This window comes from Bacillus massiliigorillae, assembly GCF_000380245.2.
Lineage (GTDB): Bacteria > Bacillota > Bacilli > Bacillales > DSM-1321 > Bacillus_AD > Bacillus_AD massiliigorillae.
The window spans coordinates 17,653-38,576 of sequence record NZ_HG428743.1 but is presented as its reverse complement, the minus strand read 5'-3'; the positions used below and the strand labels follow the sequence as shown (position 1 = coordinate 38,576).

Below are 20,924 nucleotides of genomic sequence, written 5' to 3'. Positions count from 1 at the left end.
ATGAGGTGGATTTTTTTATTTGTTTTGTTCTTCTTTGTACAACTCCACAGCTTCCTTCAATGAGAAATGTCTTTTGACAATCGCATGGATGGCTTTTATCATGGCGGTTGGATGGGAGGACTGCCAAATGTTGCGACCCATATCGACTCCGGCTGCTCCTTGTTGTATGGCATTGTATGTGAGTTCTAGTGCCTGCTCAATCGTATCGAATTTTGGTCCGCCAGCAATGACAATAGGTGCAGGACAAGTTCTAGTGACTTTTTCAAAATCCTCGCAATAATAGGTTTTTACAATGTCGGCTCCCATTTCAGCTACCACGCGTGAAGCGAGAGAAAGGAACCGAGCGTCTCTTTTTTCTAATTCCTTACCAACCGCAGTAATTCCTAGGACAGGTAAACCATAATCATGTGCTTCGGTTACTAAATGAGCTAAGTTTGTAACGGTTTGCGTTTCGTAATCAGAGCCAATAAAGACAGAAACACCAACACCTATAACGTTGTGCCTTATTGCTTCTTTTACTGTTGTAACTAGAGTTTCGTTCGATAAATCTTTTCCAACAACCGTTGGGCCGCCTGATACGCGCAGGACCATTGGTGTTTCGGTTGTATCTGGGATGGAAGAGGATAGTACGCCACGCGTTAAATACAGGGAATCTGTATAAGGTAGTAATTCCCTTACTGTCCTTTCTGGTTTTTCTAATCCTGTTATCGGCCCTAGAAAATAACCATGATCAATCGCTAGCATGACAGCTCTCCCGTTTGGAAGAATTTTATTTAATCGATTTTTTAAACCCCAACTCATATTCTTACTCCACTCCTTTAGTAATAATCGGTGCATCAATAGCGACGGAATCATTGACTCCGATATGCGGTGATTTGATAAAGACGGCTTTAAATGGTGCAGTCGATGTATTAATGAGGTAATGAGAATCACCGGGACTGCATTGAATCATATCGCCTGGTTGTACGGGGTATCGTTGATTATTTATATAGAAGTCTATGTTTCCTTCGAGAATATAAAATACTTCTTCACAAGTTGTGTGGTAGTGATTTTGAAAATCTTGACCAGGCTTTAAAACAACGATGCCTAAATCAATATTAGGCCCTTTCGTTAAATATTTTGGTCCGTTGTCTCCAAATCGGTATTCAAAATCACTTTCATGTACTTTTTTCATCTATTATCTCCTTTCCAAATGAAGCATCAATTTTAGAGTCCGGGCGCTTTCCACATATGTGTGGTGAGTCCAGCATCTGCTAATTTCAATTGCTCTTTGTATACTTGTTTCCAAGTTTGATAGATGTCTTGATACTTTTGATGATTCTCCATATTGGGGATGTGAATACGATCCCACTCGATGATGGATTGAACGCCTTCCTGAATAGTTGGGTAAAGCCCTGCACCTACGCCTGCATAGAGAGCCGTGCCAAGCGCTGCAGCTTCTTTGACTATCGGAATTTTAACGGTTACCCCTAATACATCAGCCAATGTTTGACTCCATAGCTTTCCTTTCGATGCACCACCAGCAAAGATAACTTCTGATGGATAGAATCCGATTTTTTCTTTAATAAGTTGGAGGTTTCCTAGTGTGATTAAAGTAGCGTTTTCTTGGAGGGATTTAAACAGTTCTTTTTTTCCGGATTTTAGAGGATCTAGGCTAAGGTTAATGAAGGAAGGTGCGGCGTGTCGCCATGACATATAGTTCATCGTATCAGAGAAAATGGGAATGATGCCATGCGAGCCAATAGGAACATCTTTTGCTTGTTCTTCGAGAAGCTCATATACATCTCTTCCAGATAGAATTGCTTCTGTTTGTTCAAGTTGGCAGAATGCATCTCGAAACCATCTCATAGCAAGCCCTGGATTAAAGGCGATTGTTTCAATTTGCCATACATTCGGTACGGCATGGCAATTAATTCGTAAGTGTCCATCGGCGTCTGTCAGAGGTTCTTGGATGTTGATGGTTTGTTGCCAAAAGGACCCGCCTGAGATGACGGTTTGATTGGCATGAATCGCTCCAACACCGACAGTGGCCATTTGGGCATCTCCGCCTCCCGAAACGACTACTGTTGCTTGTGATAAATTTGTTTCACGGGAAACATTTTCCGTAACGTTTCCTAGAATGGTTCCAGCTTCGTTAACAGCTGGGAATAAGTTTGTTTTGATGCCACATATGTCGGCAATTTCTGTTTTCCATTGGCGCGTCTTTACATCAAAAATACCTGTTGTACAACCATTAGAAGGGTCCACTTGTAGCTGGCCTGATAGTTTATACAATATCCAATCATTAATCATCGTAAGTGAAGTAGCTTGTTTGTAAATGTCAGGTTTATGATTCTTTAACCAAAGTAGACGGGGAAGGGCACCTAAAGCAAAAGTTTGACCAGATAAGTGATATATTTTCTTTTCTATATCAGCATCTAGCGTTTTTAAATATTTCACTTCCTCGGTTGCTCTAGCATCTACATTGGCACACGCCCATATTTCCTGACCTTTCTTATCGTAGAGCACAAAGCCTTCACGCATACTGGTTGCGCTAATGGCTTTAATATCTTTTGGGTCTATATTGGTTTTCTGTAAAAGCTGTTCGACACACGATAAGATGAGTTGCCAGTTCTCGGTATAGTCGAAATCCATTGAACCAGGGTGCTTTTCATCGGCTACATGTATCCATTCTTTCTGTGCAACCCCTATTTGAGTGCCTTTTGTATCAAATAGAACGGCTCGAACACTACCTGTTCCTGCATCAAATGCCAGCAAATATGACATGATTCTAGTCAACCTCCATCTCCAGTAAAGATTTTGCGGTTGCTTCATCGGTAATCAGTGTTTGCACGTATTTTCCTTTTAAAGCTCCATATATGGCTGTGATTTTGTTTTCTCCTCCAGCAACGGCAATAACATTTTGTAATTCTTTTAATAAGGAAAGTTCTGTACCAATTAATCGTGAATGATGTGGTAATTCCAATATTTCTCCGTCTTTATTGAAAAACTGTCCTAAAATATCACCTACAGCGTGCTGTTGTTTAATATGCGTAAGCTCATGAATGGTGAGTTTTTCTTCTACTATAATGGTTGCTTCAGGGGAGATTCCCCCAATTCCTACAATGATATATTTGGTTAGCTTGGCGAGATCTAAAATTTCTTTAACGGAAGGCTCGCTTAAAAACTTACTTGCCATTTCTTCAGAGGATGCTAAAAAAGGTGTAGGGATGATATGGATTTTGTGAAACTTCCCTATACCACCATGCCCGATACTACTAGTGGGTAAGTAATAATTAACGCCTCCCGTTAAAGTGACCATGGAAATAGGACGGTCGGTGTCAAAGGAAAGTTGGTCAATCGTATCGGATACAGCTTTACCCCAGCCGAAACCTAATAAATCATGTTGTTCGGTTTTACTTTGGATGTATTGTGCGGCAGCTTTTGCTAAGGAATGGCTTAAATCGGTAGGGTTTATAGGCGTTGGAATGATAAAAGCATGGGGTAACTTATACTTTTTCTTCAAATCTTGTTCAATTTCTAAACAGTTGCTTCCCGTTCCTTGAATATGAAATTGAACGATTCCATCTGCTCGTGCTTTATCGAGTAGGCGGACTACTTTATTTCTAGATAATCCTAGAATCTCGGCGATTTCGTTTTGAGTGAGATTTTCTTTGTAGTAGTACCAAGCCACTTTGATTAAGACATTTTCTGTATAGATATCATTGTTCATGTTATATCTACCTTTCAACTTTTGTCCGGTACATAAATTTTTGTGAATTATAAAAAGAGTATATGCATCTACTTTGTGTTCATTCGATAATTTTTTGGAGGATATATTGACGAAAAAAGAGGATGAATTATAAGTGGGATAAATATTCTAAATGCGAATGTGTAAACATAAAATCCTGTATTAAACAAATGATTACTTATTCTTATTTTGAAAGCGCTTATATTCATTAATAAGGTGGTTAAATAATGAGTAAAGTGGAATATTTGCTTGAAATTCAAAATTTGCATAAAGAATTTGAAGGTAACACCGTATTAGACGATGTAAGTCTTACGCTTCAAAATGGTGAAGTGCATGCGCTTGTCGGAGGGAATGGAGCCGGAAAATCGACATTGATGAAGATTATTACTGGCTTATACAAGGCTGATCGAGGTGCGGTCAAGGTGAAAGGTCATCCAGTGACCTTTCGAAATACGTATGATGCACATCGGAACGGTATTTATCTCGTTCCTCAAGAACCACTTATATTTCCGAATATGAGTGTGGAAGAGAATATTAGCATGGGTTTACCTGGCTCGAAACTGGATGTGCGAAAGAAGATTTATCGCATTTTGAATCGGTTAGGTTGGAAGCTCGACCTACAAAGAAAGGCGCATCTTTTAGCTGTAGCCGAAAAGCAATTAGTTGAAGTGGTGAGAGGTTTAGTGAGAGAAGCAGAAATACTGATCTTGGATGAACCAACTTCCGCGTTAACATTTGGTGAAATTGAATCATTATTTGCGACCATTAAACAGCTCAGGAATGAAGGCATAGGAATTTTCTATATTACGCATCGATTCTCAGAAATTTTCATTTTGGCTGATTCTGTTTCAGTCTTGAGGGACGGACATATCTCTGCATCAGGACCAGTGTCGGAGTTTAATTATGAGAAGCTAGTTCAAGGCTTAGTTTCGGAGCATGTACGGATAGAAACCACTTTATCCGAAGATATTGAAGAAGCAGAAGTGAGTCATATGCCGAAAAAGTTGACTCTTCAAGTTGTGAAATTAGGTAACAAGCATTTTCACGATATTTCCTTTGATATTTATTCGGGAGAAATTGTTGGTATTGCGGGTGTTGTGGGTGCTGGGCGAACAGAATTAGTTGAAGCAATTTCAGGAATGGAGCCTGTTGAAGCCGGAAAGATTTTTTTAGATGATAAAGAAATGAATGCGTTAAATAGTCGGCAAAGAATGAATCATGGTCTTGTGTATGTGCCGGAAGACCGCCTTTCCCATGGTATTTTTCCGATTACTTCTATTAAAAATAATATATCCTCTATCATCCTATATAAGTTAAAGGGTTTATTCCTCCCAATTAAACGTGAAAAAGAACTTTCCTTACACTATATCTCTGAATTAAAAGTAAAGGCCACACATATGAGTCAAGAGTTAAAGGACTTATCAGGTGGTAACCAACAAAAAGTCGTGCTCTCTAAATATTTAGCTACTACGCCCAAGGTCATCATATTAGATGAACCTACCCGTGGAATTGATGCCAGTGCACGCAACGATATTTATCGTATCATTCGAAAGCTAAAAAGGCAGGGTTTAGCTGTTTTATTGATTTCTTCAGATATGGAAGAAATTCAAAAACTGAGTGATCGAGTGCTTGTCATGCATGAAGGAAGAATTGTAAATGTTTTACAAAACGAGGAAGTCACCATTGAAAATATCACGTCATCAGCTTTCGGAGTGAAAAAAGGGGGGGGATACAATTGGCATTCTTGACCCGACTTCTTAAGACGCGTGAACTATCTATCGTTCTATTGATGGTGCTATTCTTCATCGTGATTGGCTCAATTAATAGCAATTTTGTATCGGGTGATACGATTTCACTTATGGTGAAGGCAAGTACGATACTCTTGATTATGGCTGTTGGTCAGTCATTTGTGTTATTTACATCAAATATTGACGTTTCTGTTGGTTCTATTATGGGGCTAAGTGCAGCTGTATGTGGTGTGCTGTTAACGAGTGGCATGAATGTGGTGTTGACGGTGTTTATTGTATTATTTGTTGGCATAGCAACAGGCTTTGTGAATGGAATCGGTGTTTCTTTATTCCGCGTCCCTTCTATTATTATGACGTTAGGAACGCTAGGTATTATTCGTGGGATTATGCTGATTTATACGGAAGGTATGTGGATTGAGGACATTCCGAATTTTTATAAGAAGTATTCAAGTATGGAGTTTCTTGGCGTGACATTTCCCGTGTGGATGGTCATTGGTTTAGTGATCATCGCACATGTATTTCTTAGTAGAATGAAATTTGGACGTTATTTTTTTGCTGTTGGAGATAATGAAGATGGCGCTAAATCAGTAGGATTACCTGTCTTTCAAGTAAAATTACTAGCGTTTATTTTTTCTGGGCTTTCTGCTTCAATTGCTGGTCTTATCTTTGTTATGAACATCGGCTTTGTGCCGAATCAAACTGGAAGTGGCATCGAACTGCAAGTGATTGCAGCAGCTGTCTTAGGTGGCGTGAGTTTAACGGGAGGTCTAGGGAGTGTAGTAGGCGCTAGTTTAGGGGCTATTTTTTTCACTATTATAAGCAACTCACTGATTTATCTTAAAATACCAGCATACTGGAATGATGCGATATCTGGTTTTCTATTACTTCTAATTGTTGTTGGTGATTCGAAATTTAAAAGCTATTTATTTAGTAAATCGTTCAAACGAACGTATGGAAAATCAGTTTTGAAGAAGGGAGAGAATGACCATGACAAAGAAGATCAAGTGGTTCGTTAAGTGGGAATTGTTCTTATTTCTCTTTTTATTCGTTGAAATCATCGTTTTTGGTCAACTATCTCCTGGTTTCATCGATGTCAATAATCTCCTTTACAGTATGAATGATTATGCGTATATTGCGCTGGCGGCTATTCCGATGACGTTTGTGATTGTGACGGGTGGGATTGATGTTTCCATTGGTTCTGTCATGGGACTGTCTTCTATTCTTTTAGGTGTGCTCTGGATGAATGGCGTCAATTTATATGTAGCAATTATCATCACGATACTAGCTGCGGCAGTTGCAGGGCTTTTAAATGGATTGCTTGCGGCATTGACGGATGTGCAGCCATTAATTATTACATTAGGGACGATGTTTTTATTTTCCGGCATTGCACTTATTTTATCGGGAGGAGCTAGTGCTTCGGGGTATGAGGGAATTAGTGGCTTTCCGGATTCCTTTGTCGAGATTGCGAATGGGAGCTGGCTTGGCATTCCTAATCCCGTTTGGTTTATTGTGATTTGTATCATCCTATTCGGTGTTTTACTTCACTTGACGCGTTATGGGCGTAACGTGTTTTTAGTGGGGATTAATATAAAAGCAGCTAACTATTCAGGTATACGCACAAAATGGATTGTGATGAGCACATATATTTTATCAGGGATTGGAGGAAGTATTAGTGGTGTTTTACTAACATCCTATTTTAGCTCGGCACGTTCAGATCTAGGAGCAGAAGCTATTTTGCCTGTTATTACAGCTGTTGTGTTAGGTGGAACAAGTATTTTGGGAGGGAGAGGAAGCATTCTCGGGACAGCAATCGCAAGCATTGTTATTGGTATGATGCAATATGGCTTACAAATGGTCGGCATGTCCAGCCAGCAAACAAGTGTTGTAATAGGTTCATTGCTCATTATTGCCGTGTTATTAAGAAATTTTAATTGGCATAAAGTGAAACTTTAATCGGTGGGGGCCTTCATCCCACACCGATTATTAGTTGAACCAATCGGGTTATTACTGGTGCTTGATCTCCCACTTACTAGTCTATGTGCTTTCACTTCCTTGATGAAGTGGGAGTCTTAGCACCAGTTTGAACGGGATAAAGTGACTACTTTATTTAAAAATCGCAAGTCATTAGCGAACAAATAAGGGGAGGTATTGTTATGAGTAGAAAACGATTATTATCTGTTTGTGTGATTTTCTTATTAATAATAGGAACATTACTGGGCTGTAGTGATAAGCAATCTAGTTCATCCGATTCAAAGAGTAAAGATTCGGGCAAAGAAAAGGTAGAAAACAAGGCAAAGGATGTAAAACTGGCATTTATACCAAAGCTAACAGGAGTAGGCTTCTTTACCTCTGGAGGTCAAGGGGCAAAAGAAATGGCTGACTCATTAGGCGTCGAGCTGAAATACGACGGACCAACAGAAGCTTCAGTCTCTGGGCAGGTACAATTCATCAATAATTTTACAAATCAAGGTTATAAAGCGTTAATGATTTCTTCTGTTTCAACGGACGGTCTTAGCCAAGCACTTAAAAGAGCTAAAGCGCGTGGTGTTAAGATCCTTACATGGGATTCAGACGTGAATCCGAAAGACAGATCATTCTATATCAATCAAGGCACACCTGACCAACTGGCTGAAATGTTAATCAAGATGACGTATGACCAAATTGGCGATAAAGGCAAGGTCGCCTTCTTCTATTCAAGCCCTACTGTAACGGACCAAAATCAATGGGTTACAAAGGCAAAAGAAATCATTGCTAAAACATATCCGGGCTGGCAAATCGTCACGACACAATACGGTGAAAACGATGCGCAAAAATCGTTATCTGTTGGAGAAAATATTCTAAAAACATACCCAGATATTGATGCGGTTATTGCTCCAGATGCGACAGCTCTTCCAGCCATGGCGCAAGCTGCCGAAAACTTAAAGAAAGCTGGCAATGTTGTCATTACAGGCTTTTCAACACCTAATGTAATGAGAGATTATGTAAAGCGAGATACAGTGAAACAATTCGGTCTGTGGGATGTGAAAAAACAAGGCGCTCTTGCGGCATATGTAGCGTATTTAATGACGGTAGAAGGCAAAGAATTAAAAGTGGGCGATGAGTTTGAAGTGCCAAATATCGGTAAGGTGAAAATAGAGCCAAATACAATTCAAGGCTATGATTACACAGCCGAGGATAGTGGCATTATTCTATTGCCAGAACGAGTTGTGTTTACGAAGGATAATATTGATAATTACGATTTTTAGAGATAGGAAGTGTAATTGATAAAAAAGTATTTGATTAAGGAAGAATATCCCTACTAAAAGCAATATTAAGTAGGGATATTTTTTATGATAACGAAAATAACGTAATGTACATAGGGTGTGGAATGAAGGAGAAATTCATTTGTTTCACTTTTAAGTAGCAAAGGACTTATAAATTATATTAGAGAGGGAATATGTTGGATATTGTATGTAAACCCTATACAATATTTATAGAGGCATTGGCTGATAGATTTGATAGGGGGATTCACATGATTAAAGAAGTGATTTTAGAAAGGGTAACCGAAACATTATTGGTTCAAAAAGATATTGATAAAGATGTAGGTGAGGGAGGTGGCGTCTTAATCGGACTTGATGAATTCACGGATCTTTATACGGATAATCCAACATTTAAAGTATCTGTTTTAGATGATAAGACTTTTAAATTCTTAGCTGTTTATTTATTTACTTCTGAAAAATATTTGAGTGAAGGTGGTTTACATAATGAATGGCACAACGTTGTTATTCCGTACTTATCTAAAATATATGATTGTAGAAAGATGTTCCATAATACATTCGATTTAATTTAGGGATAATAGCTTACAATAATCAATGGCTGGGATAAAGGAGAAATTATCTAGAGGTTGTGAATAATTACACTTAAACAATCAAGTGTATTAGCAGAAATACTGGGCTGTCATTTAGACGGCTTTTTTGTTATTCTACAAACGGTGCAGAATAGTTCAAAAAAATGGATAGAAGTAAGGTTTTTATATTTAGGCTATAGCTTACTTTTTTTCGCATAGGCAACTTTTTTATATGCCTCTTAAATATGTAAAGACAAGCAAAAAGGTTGCTGTAGACCCACTCGTACTTGAGTTGTTACTATTAATAGGAACTCGAGGAAGGGGTAAGCAGCAATGGAACAAGAAAAGTATGATAACCTCAAATTAGGTGAACGTGGAGCCATCATTAGTATTGTAGCTTATATTATTTTATCAATACTTAAACTAGTAATTGGTTACACAAGTGGTTCAGAAGCGTTACAAGCTGATGGTTTAAATAATACTACAGATATTATTGCCTCAATTGCCGTTCTTATTGGACTTAAAATGGCTCAAAAGCCAGCAGATCATGACCACAAGTATGGACATTGGAAAAGTGAAACAATAGCATCTATGGTTGCTTCGTTTATTATGATGGCAGTAGGAATTCAAGTATTAGGAGATGCTATTCTTTCAATGTTCCAAGGAGATAAAGAATCACCTGATATTCTTGCAGCATATGTCGGATTAGGTTCAGCTTTAGTTATGTATTTTGTATATCGTTATAATAAGAACTTAGCAGAGAAGATTAATAGTAAAGCAGTAATGGCAGCTGCGAAAGACAATCTTTCTGATGCTTGGGTAAGTATTGGTACAGCAGTTGGTATTCTTGGTTCTCAGCTAAATATGGCTTGGCTAGATACTGTCACAGCATTGATTGTTGGATTTTTAATTTGTAAAACTGCTTGGGACATTTTCAAAAATGCTTCTCATGAACTTACAGATGGGTTTGATGAAAACATCCTTCAAGAATATAAAGGTGTTATTGCTAAGTTAGATGGAGTTAAAGGAATAAAAGAAATTAGAGGCAGAAACTACGGCAATAATGAAGTGATTGATGTCGTTATCCTAGTTAACTCAAAACTAGGAATAACTGAAGCACATGATATTGCTAATAACGTTGAAGGTATAATGATGAGAGAACATGGTGTATATGAGGTTCATGTTCATGTTGAGCCTAATTAATTATAAAGAAGTTAGATTTTTAATTTTATATCTAGTATTCATATAAACGAAAAAGGCTGCATATTAGCAGCCTTTTCTTATTCTACAAACAGAACAGTTTAGTTCAATAAGAATTGCAACACTAGGTAGATGTCCAATCCCAACTCGTGACTCCGCACTAATGGTGATTGGACGTATTAAAGGAAATACATCCCCTAGTTTTTTCAACTAGTACCAATGAATATTAATTGAATTTTATTGAAAGTCTTATTAAAATGATAACTATTATCAGTGGAATAACATTAGATAATTAATTTTACAACAAAGAGGTTACGAGAATGAATGTATTAGTCGTTAAAGCAAATAATCGCCCTGATGGAATTTCAACAAAAATGTTCGATACTTACATAGATGAAGTATCAAAAGTAGCGAATCTAAATGTCTCTATATATGATGTGTTCGAAGAAGAAATGCCTTATTTAGGTCAAGAGCTTTTCGATGCAATTGGTAAATTGCAAAATGGGGAAGAGCTATTAGATGTAGAATCACGGTTACTTACTGCAAAGCAAAAAGCTAAAGATGCTGTTTCTGGGGCAGATGTAGTTGTGTTTGCTTTTCCACTTTGGAACTTAACAATCCCTGCTAGATTGCACACTTTCTTTGACTACATTTCCGAAGTAGGCTTCTCATTCAAGTATAATGAGCAAGGTCAATTAGTAGGTCTACTGGAAGGGAAAAAAGTAGTTATCTTATGTGCAAGTGGTGGCGTATATTCAACACCTGAAATGAAACCATTAGAAATGGCTGCAAACTATGTTAGAAATACTACAGTAGGTGTATTTGGTATGACATTAGCCGATGAAGTTATTATTGAAGGGCATAATGCTAACCCTTTAAAAGCAGAAGAGATTATTGGTGAAGGTTTAGAACGAGTGAGAGCATCTATTCATAACTTAGCTTAATATCTTAATAGAAAGAGAATGAAGGGAAAATCCATTCATTCTCTTTTCTTTTCATTAAGAGGACTGGCTCTATCAATGAAATTAGATAGTAATAACCATCCGGTGTTCTTGATGCATTATCATTTTGGACTCGATATCGCAGACAACTGTTTGACAGTGAAATACTTGATTTTGCAAAAGAGCTATTTGTTAGTGATGATTTTGCTTCGTAATATCAAGCGATTTAGGAATTAGAATGAAGACAATGACTGCTACTATCATCATTATAATTCCACCTATTAAGGCTGTTGTTACAAAAGAGTCATTAAACGCAGCAGTAGCTTCAGTAGCAAGCTTAGTAAAGCCCGTTATCTTAGCAACCTCAATAGCACCTACAACGGATTCGTTAGCTATATGAGCTAATTCACCAACAATTCCATTGGATGAAAATGCTTCAATATCTAAATAGGAGCGATAAAGCTGTGATGCAAGACTCCCAAGAACAGCTACACCAAACACGTTGCCAAGATCATACATGGATTCTTCAATTGCAGCAGCATTTCCTGCTTTTTCCGTTGGCGTTTCCAACATTATGAGAGCAGAAGCAACAGCTAACGAAGCAGTACCAGCTCCGACTAATATTAGTGCTACAGCTAAGGTTGGATATGTTAACGGATGTCCAAAGAAATACATAATGAACATGCCAATAGCTGCAATTGCAATTCCAATTGGTAGTACAATTTTTGCGCCTAGACGTGCTGCTAATCCCGGAGCTAATGGAGCGAAAACCATTGCTCCTACTGCCATTGGTAACAGATAGAATCCTGCTTTAAATGGTGAAAGTCCTTCAACCACTTGTAACCATTGGGCGACTAATAAGATGACAGAAGCCATTGCAAACATGGTCATCAGTGCCGCAATTGTACCAGCTGAGAAAGGACGACTATTAAATAGCCTCACATCAAGCATTGGCTTAGAGCTTGTTAAATTACGTCTTACAAACAATATGAGCATAACGAAGGCAGCTACAATAACAATCCACGGTGTTAATTCAGAAAGCCCTTCTTTTGAAAATTCTTTAATGCTCCAAACAAGTGCAATCATACCTGCGACTGATAAAAAAGTAGACGGTATATCCCAGCTATGAGCTTGTGATTTTGATACGCGTGATTCAGGTAATAAGAATAGACCAGCAACTACAGCCAGTAAAGCGAATGGAACATTAATTAAAAAGGCTGAATGCCATGAAAACTCTTCAAGTAAAGCTCCTCCGATAATTGGACCAAATACAGTACCCACAGAAGAAACAATCGACCATACAGCCAGTGCTGTTGCTCTTTCTTTAGGATTTTCAAAGATTACACGAATCATAGAAAGTGTCGTTGGCATGATTAGAGCGCCAGCAAATCCGAGAAGAAATCGAATAGCGATTACATAGGATGCACTTTCGGCAAAAAATATGAGTAAAGATACTAAGCCGAATAGAGCAAAGCCAGTTAATAAAGCCTTTTTACGTCCCCATTTATCGGCTAGAGCACTCATAGGAATAATAAAACCAGCTAAAATGAGTGAATAGATATCAACAATCCATAACTGTTGAGTAGAAGTGGGATTTAAATCCCTCACAAGGTCAGGTAAAGCCATAATAAGAATAGTCATATCCATCATAACAACGAATAAGCTAGCTGCAAGAACAATCAAAGCAGTCCATCTCTGCTTAGCTGTCATCATATCTGACGTTTTCGAAAAAAATGAAGCCATCTAATTTCTCTCCTTTTTAATCATATTTTATAGACCGACCGTACGGTCTATGGGAGGAGTATATCTTATAAAAATAGTTTATTCAAGTGAAAATTGCGTGGGTTTTTTTGAATTTAAATGGATAAGCAGTATGATAAGCCATAGAAACGAATAGTTATTGTTTATGCTATAATGAATAACAATGAAAATTTCTTCACAGTAGGAGTGAAAAATTTGAGAGAAAAGATACTAAAGGTGGCAAAAGAACTATTTATTAAAAATGGTTATAATGCTACTACAACTGGGGATATTGTGAAATATTCTGGCAGCAGTAAAGGGAATCTATATTATCATTTTAAAACAAAAGAAAATCTCTTTTTAGAAATTATAAATATTGAAGATGAAAAATGGTTTGAAAGATGGCATGAGGAAGAGAAAAAATGTCAGAGCAATAGAGAAAAGTTTTATTTATTTAACGAATTATCCATTAAAATGGATGCCTACTATCCTTTGCAAACAGCAATTCTTGAATTTTATGCTAGAGAACATGAATCAAAACATATTGAGGAAAAAATAAAAGAATTCGAACAGCGATATGTGGACATGTACTATGATATTTTTAGTGCTGGAAATAGAGAAAATGAATGGCAAATTGAAGATATTGAATCTGCTGGTCAGATTGCAGCTGCAACAGTCAATGGAATTATTACTTTTAATCCAAAGGTTGATAAGAAAAAGAGAATGGAGCTTATGGAGCGCTTTTCTCAAATATTTTTAAAAGGCGTTGAATGAAACAACGTACCTAAGATTATCTTTACATAAAGGGCATTGAACATCATCCTTTGGCATCAAAAGATAATGCAACTTAGATTGTACGAACATATGCATTAGCAGAAGATTAAGCTGTCATTTTGACAGTTTTTTTTGTTTATGTCATGAACAGGGAACCTCATTCATCGAGGTTCCCTTAATTTTTATATAAAAATCAACATTTATCAGAGTTTTGCGGGAGAATTCATCCTTGCATATTTTATTCATAACTGAATACATCTGTTTTTTTCTATCATTACATATGTGAATAAAAACGCACTATTAATGGAGGTTTTGTGGAGTATTCTACAAAATGGCACATTTTTTGCAAGATAGTTAATAACTTTATTAACTTGTAAAAGGAGGAAATTTATGTCGAAACAAAAAGAAATGAAGCCTACGTTAACTTTGTTACCCGTCGTTTTATTTGGATTTTCATTTATGGCACTGGCAACGGTATTTAGTACATATGGTATTGCTGCTGAATTATCACATGGTATGGTACCGGGAGCCTACTTGCTAGCCTTAGTAGTGATGTTATTTACTGCTTATAGTTATGGGCAAATGGCAAAAGTCATTCCTTCAGCTGGTTCAGCTTATGCCTATACGCAACAAGCCCTTAATCCTTATATTGGCTTCTTAGTTGGTTGGGCAATCTTAATGGATTATTTGTTTATTCCTCTTGTAAACTATTTGTTATTTAGTATTTTCTTCTCTGCAGCATTTCCTTCTATTCCAGGCTATGTATGGATTCTTGGAATGTTAACGCTTGTTACGATTATTAATATTAAAGGTGTTAAACTCGCATCTCAGGCTAATACCCTCATTACGATTTTTACTTTAGCGTTTATTTGTATCTTTATTGGTTTTTGTATAAAAGAAATCTCAGCAGGAACTGGGACAGGCAGTTTCTTCAACTTCGATGCTTTCTACAACCCTGAACAGCCCTTCTCATTTATAGTATCTGGAGCCGCACTTTTATGTTTTTCATTCCTTGGCTTTGATACAGCAACAACATTTGCGGAAGAAACGATTGAACCAAAGAAAACAATTCCTCGTGCCGTGTACATCATTACCCTAACAGGTGGGTTTATCTTCATAGTAGTAGCTTATTTTGCACATAGTGTTTGGCCAGATTACAGCACATTTGCGAATCCCGATTCAGCAGCTCATGAAATTATTAAAATGGTTGGTGGAAAGACATTTGCCTCTTTCTTCTTAGCTGTATATGCTGTTACGGCTTTTGGCTCTGCAATGTCATCACAGGCAAGTGCATCTCGTGTTCTATATGTAATGGGGCGCGATGGACAATTACCGAAGAAGTTTTTCGGTACATTACATGCAAAGACGAATACTCCAGTAAATAATATTTTGTTAATTAGTGCCTTTGCCTTACTTTCATTAGTGTTGAGCTTAGGTTTAGTAGCTTCTTTTATCAATTTTGGCGCATTTCTTGCTTTTACGTGTGTAAACATATCCGTTATTTCATATTTTTACGTTAGAAAGAAAGAACGATCTGTTAAAGGAACACTTTTATATTTAATCATTCCTCTTATTGGAGCTGTTTTAGATATATGGTTGCTTATAAATTTAGATTCACATTCTAAAATTCTAGGAAGTATTTGGTTTGTGTGTGGTTTGATTTATTTATTGTTTTTAACAAAAGGGTTAAAACAAAGACCACCACAAATGGATTTAACAATTGAACAGTAAAAGGGAGAGAATCAGAATGACAAAAGCAGACTTGATTATTAAAGGAAACGCCGTTTTTACTGGCTTACAAGATCAACCAGAAGCATTGGCAATTGCTATTAAAGACAATAAAATTATTCATGTTGCGAATGAAGCTGAAATACAAGATTACATTTCACCTGAAACGGAAGTAATCTCTGCAGGTGATCGTCTTGTTATGCCGGGCTTTCATGATGCCCATTTGCATATTATGTTAGGTAGTTTATTTAGCCATTATTGTGTTTCTTTAGTAGATGTAAAATCTTCTCAAGAAGCTGTGCAGAGAGTAAGCGAGTACGCAGAAGCACATCAAGATGCCGAGTGGATTATTGGAACAGGATGGGACCATACAGCTTGGGGAGAAAAAAATTTTCCAACTCGTTATTTATTAGATGAGGTATTAGAGAATCGTCCAGTTATACTGCTGCATGCAGAAGGGCATTATGGATGGGTTAATTCAAAGGCTCTTGAGGTGTCAGGAATTACAAGAGATACGGAAAACCCTGATTACGGAATTATTTATAAGGATAATGAAGGAGAACCATCAGGTATTCTGATTGAAACGGCTATTTCATTAGTGACAGATTATGCCTATGACTTTTCAAAAGAACAGCTGAGTGAAATGGTTAGTCAATTTCTTGATCACGCAGCAGCTCTAGGGGTAACATCAGTCAATGATTTATATGCGAGTCGCGCACATGAAAAGCTAGAAGCCTACAGTGTTTACAAAGAATTTGATGAAATGAATAAACTAACAACTCGTTTTCATTTGTATCCACCATTGAACGGTGATATTGAAAAAGCGAAAGAACAACGTGCTTTATATAACTCGGGCAAGCTTCAATTAGCTGGTTTAAAGCAGTTTATTGATGGAGTTGTGACGGGCTATACAGCATATATGCTTGACCCGTATGTTGATCAACCAGAAACAAAAGGTGAGCTTGCTTATACAGTTGAGAAATTAGAAAAATGGGTTTTAGAAGCTGATCAGGAAGGCTTCCAAATACGTTTCCATACAATCGGTGACGGAGCCGTTCGTTTAGGCTTAGATTTATATGAAAAAGCACAGAAAGAAAATGGTGTACGTGATTCTAGACATGCCTTAGAACATATTGAAGTCATTGCGCCAGAAGATATTCCTCGTTTTGAGGAATTGGGTGTTATGCCATCCATTCAACCATTCCACATGGCGTTGATGCCAAGGGAAAGTCATACAACACGTGTAAGCCAAGAGAAATATGCTTATATTTATCCGAATGCTACATTGCTTCGATCTGGAGCAAAAGTTTCGTATAGCAGTGATTATCCAATTGTTCCTTTAGAACCAATGCTAGAACTATATCATGCTGTTACGCGTAAGGATATTACGTTAGAAGATACGTGGAATGAACAAGAAAAAGTAACACTAGCAGAAGCGTTACGAGCATACACAGTAGGATCTGCCTATAGTGTTTTCCGTGAAAATGAACTAGGTACAATCGAAACTGGCAAACTAGCAGATATTATTATTTTAGATCGCAATCTCTTCACTGTTCCTGCAGAAGAAATTTTACAAACAAAAGTGGCTGTAACAGTGATGGATGGCCAAAAAGTATATGAGCAAGATAAGGTAGTTTCTATCTAAATGAAAAGCCCCACTCCAGCTTAGCTTGAAGTGGGGTTTCTTTGCTTGAAACAAAGATTATAAATCTATTCGCCATTCACCTTTTTGATAAGCTCTTGCATTTCTTTACGAACTTGAGCTTTCATCGCCTCTAATTCAACATGAGACGTATGTAATATTTCTTGTTCTTCTTCTGTGATTTCTACATGTTTTATTTCCTCTTCGAAATAACGACCTTGTTTACGAAGAAGGGTATCTCTTCGTTTACATGCTTCAGCAAAAGTTGGGATTTTACCTGTTTCAATCGCATCTATTTTATTTCGTACATACATCTGTATTTTTTTGATCATGCTTTCGGTAGCAATACCCCATCCGTGTGACTGGATGTGGATATCTTCATTTTCTATTAGGATGTCGCAATAGGCATAAACGAGTGGGTGCCCTTCTTTAAAAATAAGAACAGCACTACATAAGAGGTTAGAAGGTGCATTTTGTTCCTTGGGATGTTTACATAGAATCATTTTTTCAATCATCGTTTACTCCTAAATAAATAATTTTTTAATATAATTATTTTATCAGTATTGTTATTATTTGTGGTATCTTCACTTTTTTCCATTTAGACGGTATTTTCGTAATATTTTGGTTATAGGTGTAAGTAATGAATCCTTAAGAGGATGAATGATTGATAAATTGTAATGATGGAGTTATAAAAACAAGGAAAGGATTAAATTATATTGAAATAAAATTGATAACTATTGCTATGAGGTATTTCCGTTGCATCATCTAATCAGCCTTAAGAATGAAAATCACTAAGCTATGGCAATTACAGGAGGCGATGAAGCGTCACCCCAAATTATCAAATTGAAAACTAGCTACATTACTAGGAATATCTGAATCATATATTCGTAAGTTAAAAAACACTTAAAAAGTTCGGACTAGTCTGTCTGCTAAAACCGTAACTAAATGGACGAGCTTTTAAGTAGGTACTTTCAAGCATTTGGATGCCTATTAAACAGCATAAGATATCTAACATCTGTGGAGTATGATGTAATAAAAGAAGGAAACAACCTTACCACGAAGAAACGTTGTTTTCTTCTTTTTTGTTGTCTAGCGCAAGCTCCCAGCTCCTAGTGTGCTTCGCCATCCTCCCTACGATAAGTCAACATCGAATCGCCTATCGGCTCTTCGTGTTTCCTTTATCTCGGTTGGAGAGCTCCAGCACATACGGAGCTTAGCAGGGCGCTTACGCTTTTCTTCTATATAAGTCACGTACTACGAATAAAGTACAACCCCAACCAGCCCCGAAAGTAATATCACATACAAAGGTGACCAACGAAATTTAATTAAAGCAATAAATGATAGTCCAAAGATGATCCATAAACTGAGCGTATACCACGAGAATGTAAGGTTTAGTAGGTGGTTCGTATGGGCAAAGCTCAAAGCTGCGTAGATAACTAAACTAGCAACAATAGGGCGTAAACCATAAAAAATCGATTTCACTATAGGCTTATGATGAAATTTCATAAAAAATGTAGCGACAAGAACAACTAAGAACAGAGAAGGAAGAATCATCCCAATGACAGCTATAGTTGCTCCTAGTAAACCTTCCGTATTATAACCTACTAAAATAGCGCTATTAGTAGCGATAGGGCCGGGTGACATGCCTGAAATAGCAATCATATCTGTAAATTGTTGAGCTGTCATCCATTTATGTTTGAGCACTTCTTGTTGAATAACAGGAATGATAGCGTACCCTCCACCAAATGAAACTAACCCGATATAGACGAATGTAATAAACAAATCCAAAAGAATCATAGTCCTTTCACTCGCTTTATTGATTTGTCATCAGTGGAAGTAGGTAGATTGCTTTTATTTGATTGGAGCATTCTTCTACGTTTCACATAGGTGGAATATACACCTACAATTGCTCCACATAATAAAACCAAAATAGGGTGAAGGAAAAAAAGTGCAGGAATCCCTATGAGCATGAGAACGACTGTCATTTTATCTACGGCAGCCGTTTTCACTATATTAATAGCTGCATAAGCGATCAGTGCGACTATCGTAGCCCGGATCGAAATAAAGGCAGCTTCTAACAATTGATTGTCCGCCATAGAAAAGTATGCGAGGCCTAATAATAAAACAATGAAAAAAGTAGGGAAGGAAATACCTATCATGGCGGCTAAGGCACCTTTTAGCCCATTTACTCTTTGGCCAATGAATGTTGCAACATTCACACCGATTGCACCAGGAATGGACTGAGACAATGCAAACATATCCGTGATTTCCTCTTTAGAGAGCCATTTGCGTTTTTCTACAATTTCTTTCTCAATAATAGGAATCATCGCAAACCCACCACCAAAAGTAGTTGGTCCGATTTTAAAAAACACGAAAAATATATCCCATAATTGCTTCCATTGTCGATACATCCTGCTCCCTCTTTTCAAATAAAGTAATAAGTTCCTCTTGTTATATTACGTTATCAGAATAGATAATACTGGTAAATTGCCGATGTAACATAGGGTATAACAAATCGTTATACCAGAGTATGCTTATCTCGTTTAAGCGCTAATAAGAACCCGATTGGTTCAATGAATGCAAAGAAAATCCCCACCAAGCAAAGTTTCGCTTTATACTAAAATAAGAATAGTTAGATTAATATGAATGGTAGTATAAGAGGTATTATCATGGAGGGGTATGTTTGAATATCGAACATCTTAAACTTTTTTGTTTAGTTGTAGAAGAAGGCAGTATTAGTCAGGCAGCGAGGTTAAATTACATGACACAGCCTGCTGTTACAAGGCATATTCATCATTTAGAGGATGTATATGGGGCATTGCTGTTTGATCGGACAAATAATAAATTAACAGTTACGAAAATAGGAGAACTACTCTATTCTTATGCGAAAACGATTGTAAATGAGTTTAATCAATCACAAGAAGCTGTTAATCAAGCAATAGGTAAATACAATGAAACATTACGAGTAGGAGCTTCATTTACATTAGGAGAGTACTACTTACCTAATGTATTAGGCAGGTTTAAAAAACAAAATGCGGAGCTGAATGCCAAACTCTCTATTAAAAACACACCAAGTATATTAGAAGATTTAGCAAATGATTTAATAGATATAGCTTTTGTGGAAGGGATTGTCCAACACTCCGATTTCACTGTTGAAAAATTAGCAGAAGATGAACTCATTCTTGTTTGTTCAACAGACCATCCATGGAAAAATGCTATATCGATTGATGAATTGGAAAATGAAAGAATGATTTGGAGAGAAGCTAATTCGGGAACGAGGCAGATTGTCGAAGAGGCTTTAAGAGAAAACGGTATATTGTCTAAGCTGAATAATTTCATGGAAATTGGAAGTACACAAGCGATAAAAAGTGCGGTAGAAGCAGATTTAGGCGTAAGTATTTTACCAAAACTAACGGTATTAAGTGAGTTGGCATCAGGGAGATTGCGAGAAATATCGATAAATGAAGTGAACATAACACGAAATTTATGGATTGTGAAGAAAACACAAAGGTTTACAAAAAAGGTGGTACGTGATTTTTTTGAATATGTGAAAGCATATCAATCATGATATTTTTGTAGTTTGCAAACGTTTGTA

At 37.1% G+C, this 20,924-nt stretch carries 19 protein-coding genes; 11 read left to right on the top strand and 8 right to left on the bottom strand.

From position 1 onward, the window contains the following. Nucleotides 1-15: 15 nt before the first annotated feature. The 4 genes from lsrF to TX86_RS18790 are packed head-to-tail and all read right to left on the bottom strand — an operon-like array spanning nt 16 to nt 3,730. Nucleotides 16-801: a 3-hydroxy-5-phosphonooxypentane-2,4-dione thiolase gene (lsrF, locus tag TX86_RS18805; protein ID WP_042351290.1), complete on the bottom strand. Its 786-nt coding sequence runs from the start codon at nt 799-801 to the stop codon at nt 16-18. 4 nt (nt 802-805) lie between these two features. Beyond that, nucleotides 806-1,174 (bottom strand): cupin domain-containing protein, encoded by a 369-nt coding sequence (locus tag TX86_RS18800; RefSeq protein WP_042351289.1) that lies wholly within the window; start codon nt 1,172-1,174, stop codon nt 806-808. A 32-nt stretch (nt 1,175-1,206) separates the two neighbouring features. After that, nucleotides 1,207-2,766: an autoinducer-2 kinase gene (gene lsrK, locus TX86_RS18795; RefSeq protein WP_042351287.1), complete on the bottom strand. Its 1,560-nt coding sequence runs from the start codon at nt 2,764-2,766 to the stop codon at nt 1,207-1,209. A 4-nt stretch (nt 2,767-2,770) separates the two neighbouring features. Then, nucleotides 2,771-3,730 (bottom strand): sugar-binding transcriptional regulator, encoded by a 960-nt coding sequence (locus tag TX86_RS18790; RefSeq protein ID WP_081707756.1) that lies wholly within the window; start codon nt 3,728-3,730, stop codon nt 2,771-2,773. Between the two features lie 227 nt (nt 3,731-3,957). Here TX86_RS18790 and TX86_RS18785 point away from each other — a divergent pair, with 227 nt between their 5' ends. The 7 genes from TX86_RS18785 (at nt 3,958) to TX86_RS18755 (ending at nt 11,448) form a co-directional block, all read left to right on the top strand. Beyond that, nucleotides 3,958-5,478, top strand: coding sequence for a sugar ABC transporter ATP-binding protein (locus tag TX86_RS18785; RefSeq protein ID WP_042351283.1), 1,521 nt, complete (start codon nt 3,958-3,960; stop codon nt 5,476-5,478). After that, on the top strand, nt 5,475-6,494 hold the full coding sequence (locus TX86_RS18780) for an ABC transporter permease subunit (protein WP_081707777.1): 1,020 nt from the start codon (nt 5,475-5,477) through the stop codon (nt 6,492-6,494). Before TX86_RS18785 ends, TX86_RS18780 begins: the two co-directional genes overlap by 4 nt. After that, on the top strand, nt 6,478-7,431 hold the full coding sequence (locus tag TX86_RS18775) for an ABC transporter permease subunit (RefSeq protein WP_042351662.1): 954 nt from the start codon (nt 6,478-6,480) through the stop codon (nt 7,429-7,431). Before TX86_RS18780 ends, TX86_RS18775 begins: the two co-directional genes overlap by 17 nt. A 200-nt stretch (nt 7,432-7,631) precedes the next feature. Next, on the top strand, nt 7,632-8,723 hold the full coding sequence (gene lsrB, locus TX86_RS18770) for an autoinducer 2 ABC transporter substrate-binding protein LsrB (protein WP_042351281.1): 1,092 nt from the start codon (nt 7,632-7,634) through the stop codon (nt 8,721-8,723). Nucleotides 8,724-8,989: 266 nt separating this feature from the next. Next, nucleotides 8,990-9,307 carry a hypothetical protein gene (locus TX86_RS18765; protein ID WP_042351280.1) on the top strand — a complete coding sequence of 106 codons (318 nt, stop codon included), beginning with the start codon at nt 8,990-8,992 and terminating at the stop codon, nt 9,305-9,307. Nucleotides 9,308-9,637: 330 nt separating this feature from the next. After that, nucleotides 9,638-10,507 (top strand): cation diffusion facilitator family transporter, encoded by an 870-nt coding sequence (locus TX86_RS18760; protein ID WP_042351278.1) that lies wholly within the window; start codon nt 9,638-9,640, stop codon nt 10,505-10,507. Nucleotides 10,508-10,824: 317 nt separating this feature from the next. Further along, on the top strand, nt 10,825-11,448 hold the full coding sequence (locus tag TX86_RS18755; RefSeq protein ID WP_042351277.1) for an NAD(P)H-dependent oxidoreductase: 624 nt from the start codon (nt 10,825-10,827) through the stop codon (nt 11,446-11,448). Between the two features lie 189 nt (nt 11,449-11,637). Here TX86_RS18755 and qac read toward each other — a convergent pair whose 3' ends face one another. Next, complete coding sequence (gene qac, locus TX86_RS18750) at nt 11,638-13,188, bottom strand: QacA/B family quaternary ammonium compound efflux MFS transporter (RefSeq protein WP_042351276.1); 1,551 nt, start codon at nt 13,186-13,188, stop codon at nt 11,638-11,640. A gap of 213 nt (nt 13,189-13,401) precedes the next feature. On the opposite strand from qac, the gene TX86_RS18745 reads away from it, so the two are divergent. From TX86_RS18745 to TX86_RS18735, 3 genes are all read left to right on the top strand, one after another. Continuing rightward, nucleotides 13,402-13,959 carry a TetR family transcriptional regulator C-terminal domain-containing protein gene (locus TX86_RS18745; protein ID WP_042351274.1) on the top strand — a complete coding sequence of 186 codons (558 nt, stop codon included), beginning with the start codon at nt 13,402-13,404 and terminating at the stop codon, nt 13,957-13,959. 390 nt (nt 13,960-14,349) lie between these two features. Beyond that, complete coding sequence (locus TX86_RS18740) at nt 14,350-15,690, top strand: APC family permease (RefSeq protein WP_042351272.1); 1,341 nt, start codon at nt 14,350-14,352, stop codon at nt 15,688-15,690. Between the two features lie 16 nt (nt 15,691-15,706). After that, complete coding sequence (locus TX86_RS18735; protein WP_042351271.1) at nt 15,707-17,332, top strand: amidohydrolase; 1,626 nt, start codon at nt 15,707-15,709, stop codon at nt 17,330-17,332. Between the two features lie 65 nt (nt 17,333-17,397). Here the strand turns inward: TX86_RS18735 and TX86_RS18730 are convergent, their stop codons facing one another. The 3 genes from TX86_RS18730 to TX86_RS18720 form a co-directional block, all read right to left on the bottom strand. Next, nucleotides 17,398-17,844 (bottom strand): hypothetical protein, encoded by a 447-nt coding sequence (locus tag TX86_RS18730; RefSeq protein WP_042351270.1) that lies wholly within the window; start codon nt 17,842-17,844, stop codon nt 17,398-17,400. 739 nt (nt 17,845-18,583) lie between these two features. Next, the gene (locus TX86_RS18725) at nt 18,584-19,126 is read right to left on the bottom strand and encodes a chromate transporter (protein ID WP_042351267.1); all 543 of its coding nucleotides are present in this window, start codon (nt 19,124-19,126) and stop codon (nt 18,584-18,586) included. Beyond that, entirely contained in the window at nt 19,123-19,740 is a 618-nt protein-coding gene (locus TX86_RS18720; RefSeq protein WP_052343746.1) for a chromate transporter, read from the bottom strand. Before TX86_RS18720 ends, TX86_RS18725 begins: the two co-directional genes overlap by 4 nt. 272 nt (nt 19,741-20,012) lie before the next feature. On the opposite strand from TX86_RS18720, the gene TX86_RS18715 reads away from it, so the two are divergent. Continuing rightward, nucleotides 20,013-20,897 carry a LysR family transcriptional regulator gene (locus tag TX86_RS18715; protein WP_042351263.1) on the top strand — a complete coding sequence of 295 codons (885 nt, stop codon included), beginning with the start codon at nt 20,013-20,015 and terminating at the stop codon, nt 20,895-20,897. Nucleotides 20,898-20,924: the final 27 nt, after the last annotated feature.

What these genes read in the sequence shown, in the direction of transcription:
- qac (WP_042351276.1), bottom strand. Translation starts at nt 13,188, where the DNA reads ATGGCTTCATTTTTTTCGAAAACGTCAGATATGATGACAGCTAAGCAG.
- TX86_RS18755 (WP_042351277.1), top strand. Translation starts at nt 10,825, where the DNA reads ATGAATGTATTAGTCGTTAAAGCAAATAATCGCCCTGATGGAATTTCA.
- TX86_RS18785 (WP_042351283.1), top strand. Translation starts at nt 3,958, where the DNA reads ATGAGTAAAGTGGAATATTTGCTTGAAATTCAAAATTTGCATAAAGAA.
- TX86_RS18720 (WP_052343746.1), bottom strand. Translation starts at nt 19,740, where the DNA reads ATGTATCGACAATGGAAGCAATTATGGGATATATTTTTCGTGTTTTTT.
- TX86_RS18740 (WP_042351272.1), top strand. Translation starts at nt 14,350, where the DNA reads ATGTCGAAACAAAAAGAAATGAAGCCTACGTTAACTTTGTTACCCGTC.
- lsrB (WP_042351281.1), top strand. Translation starts at nt 7,632, where the DNA reads ATGAGTAGAAAACGATTATTATCTGTTTGTGTGATTTTCTTATTAATA.
- TX86_RS18800 (WP_042351289.1), bottom strand. Translation starts at nt 1,174, where the DNA reads ATGAAAAAAGTACATGAAAGTGATTTTGAATACCGATTTGGAGACAAC.
- lsrF (WP_042351290.1), bottom strand. Translation starts at nt 801, where the DNA reads ATGAGTTGGGGTTTAAAAAATCGATTAAATAAAATTCTTCCAAACGGG.
- TX86_RS18765 (WP_042351280.1), top strand. Translation starts at nt 8,990, where the DNA reads ATGATTAAAGAAGTGATTTTAGAAAGGGTAACCGAAACATTATTGGTT.
- TX86_RS18760 (WP_042351278.1), top strand. Translation starts at nt 9,638, where the DNA reads ATGGAACAAGAAAAGTATGATAACCTCAAATTAGGTGAACGTGGAGCC.
- TX86_RS18735 (WP_042351271.1), top strand. Translation starts at nt 15,707, where the DNA reads ATGACAAAAGCAGACTTGATTATTAAAGGAAACGCCGTTTTTACTGGC.
- lsrK (WP_042351287.1), bottom strand. Translation starts at nt 2,766, where the DNA reads ATGTCATATTTGCTGGCATTTGATGCAGGAACAGGTAGTGTTCGAGCC.
- TX86_RS18730 (WP_042351270.1), bottom strand. Translation starts at nt 17,844, where the DNA reads ATGATTGAAAAAATGATTCTATGTAAACATCCCAAGGAACAAAATGCA.
- TX86_RS18725 (WP_042351267.1), bottom strand. Translation starts at nt 19,126, where the DNA reads ATGATTCTTTTGGATTTGTTTATTACATTCGTCTATATCGGGTTAGTT.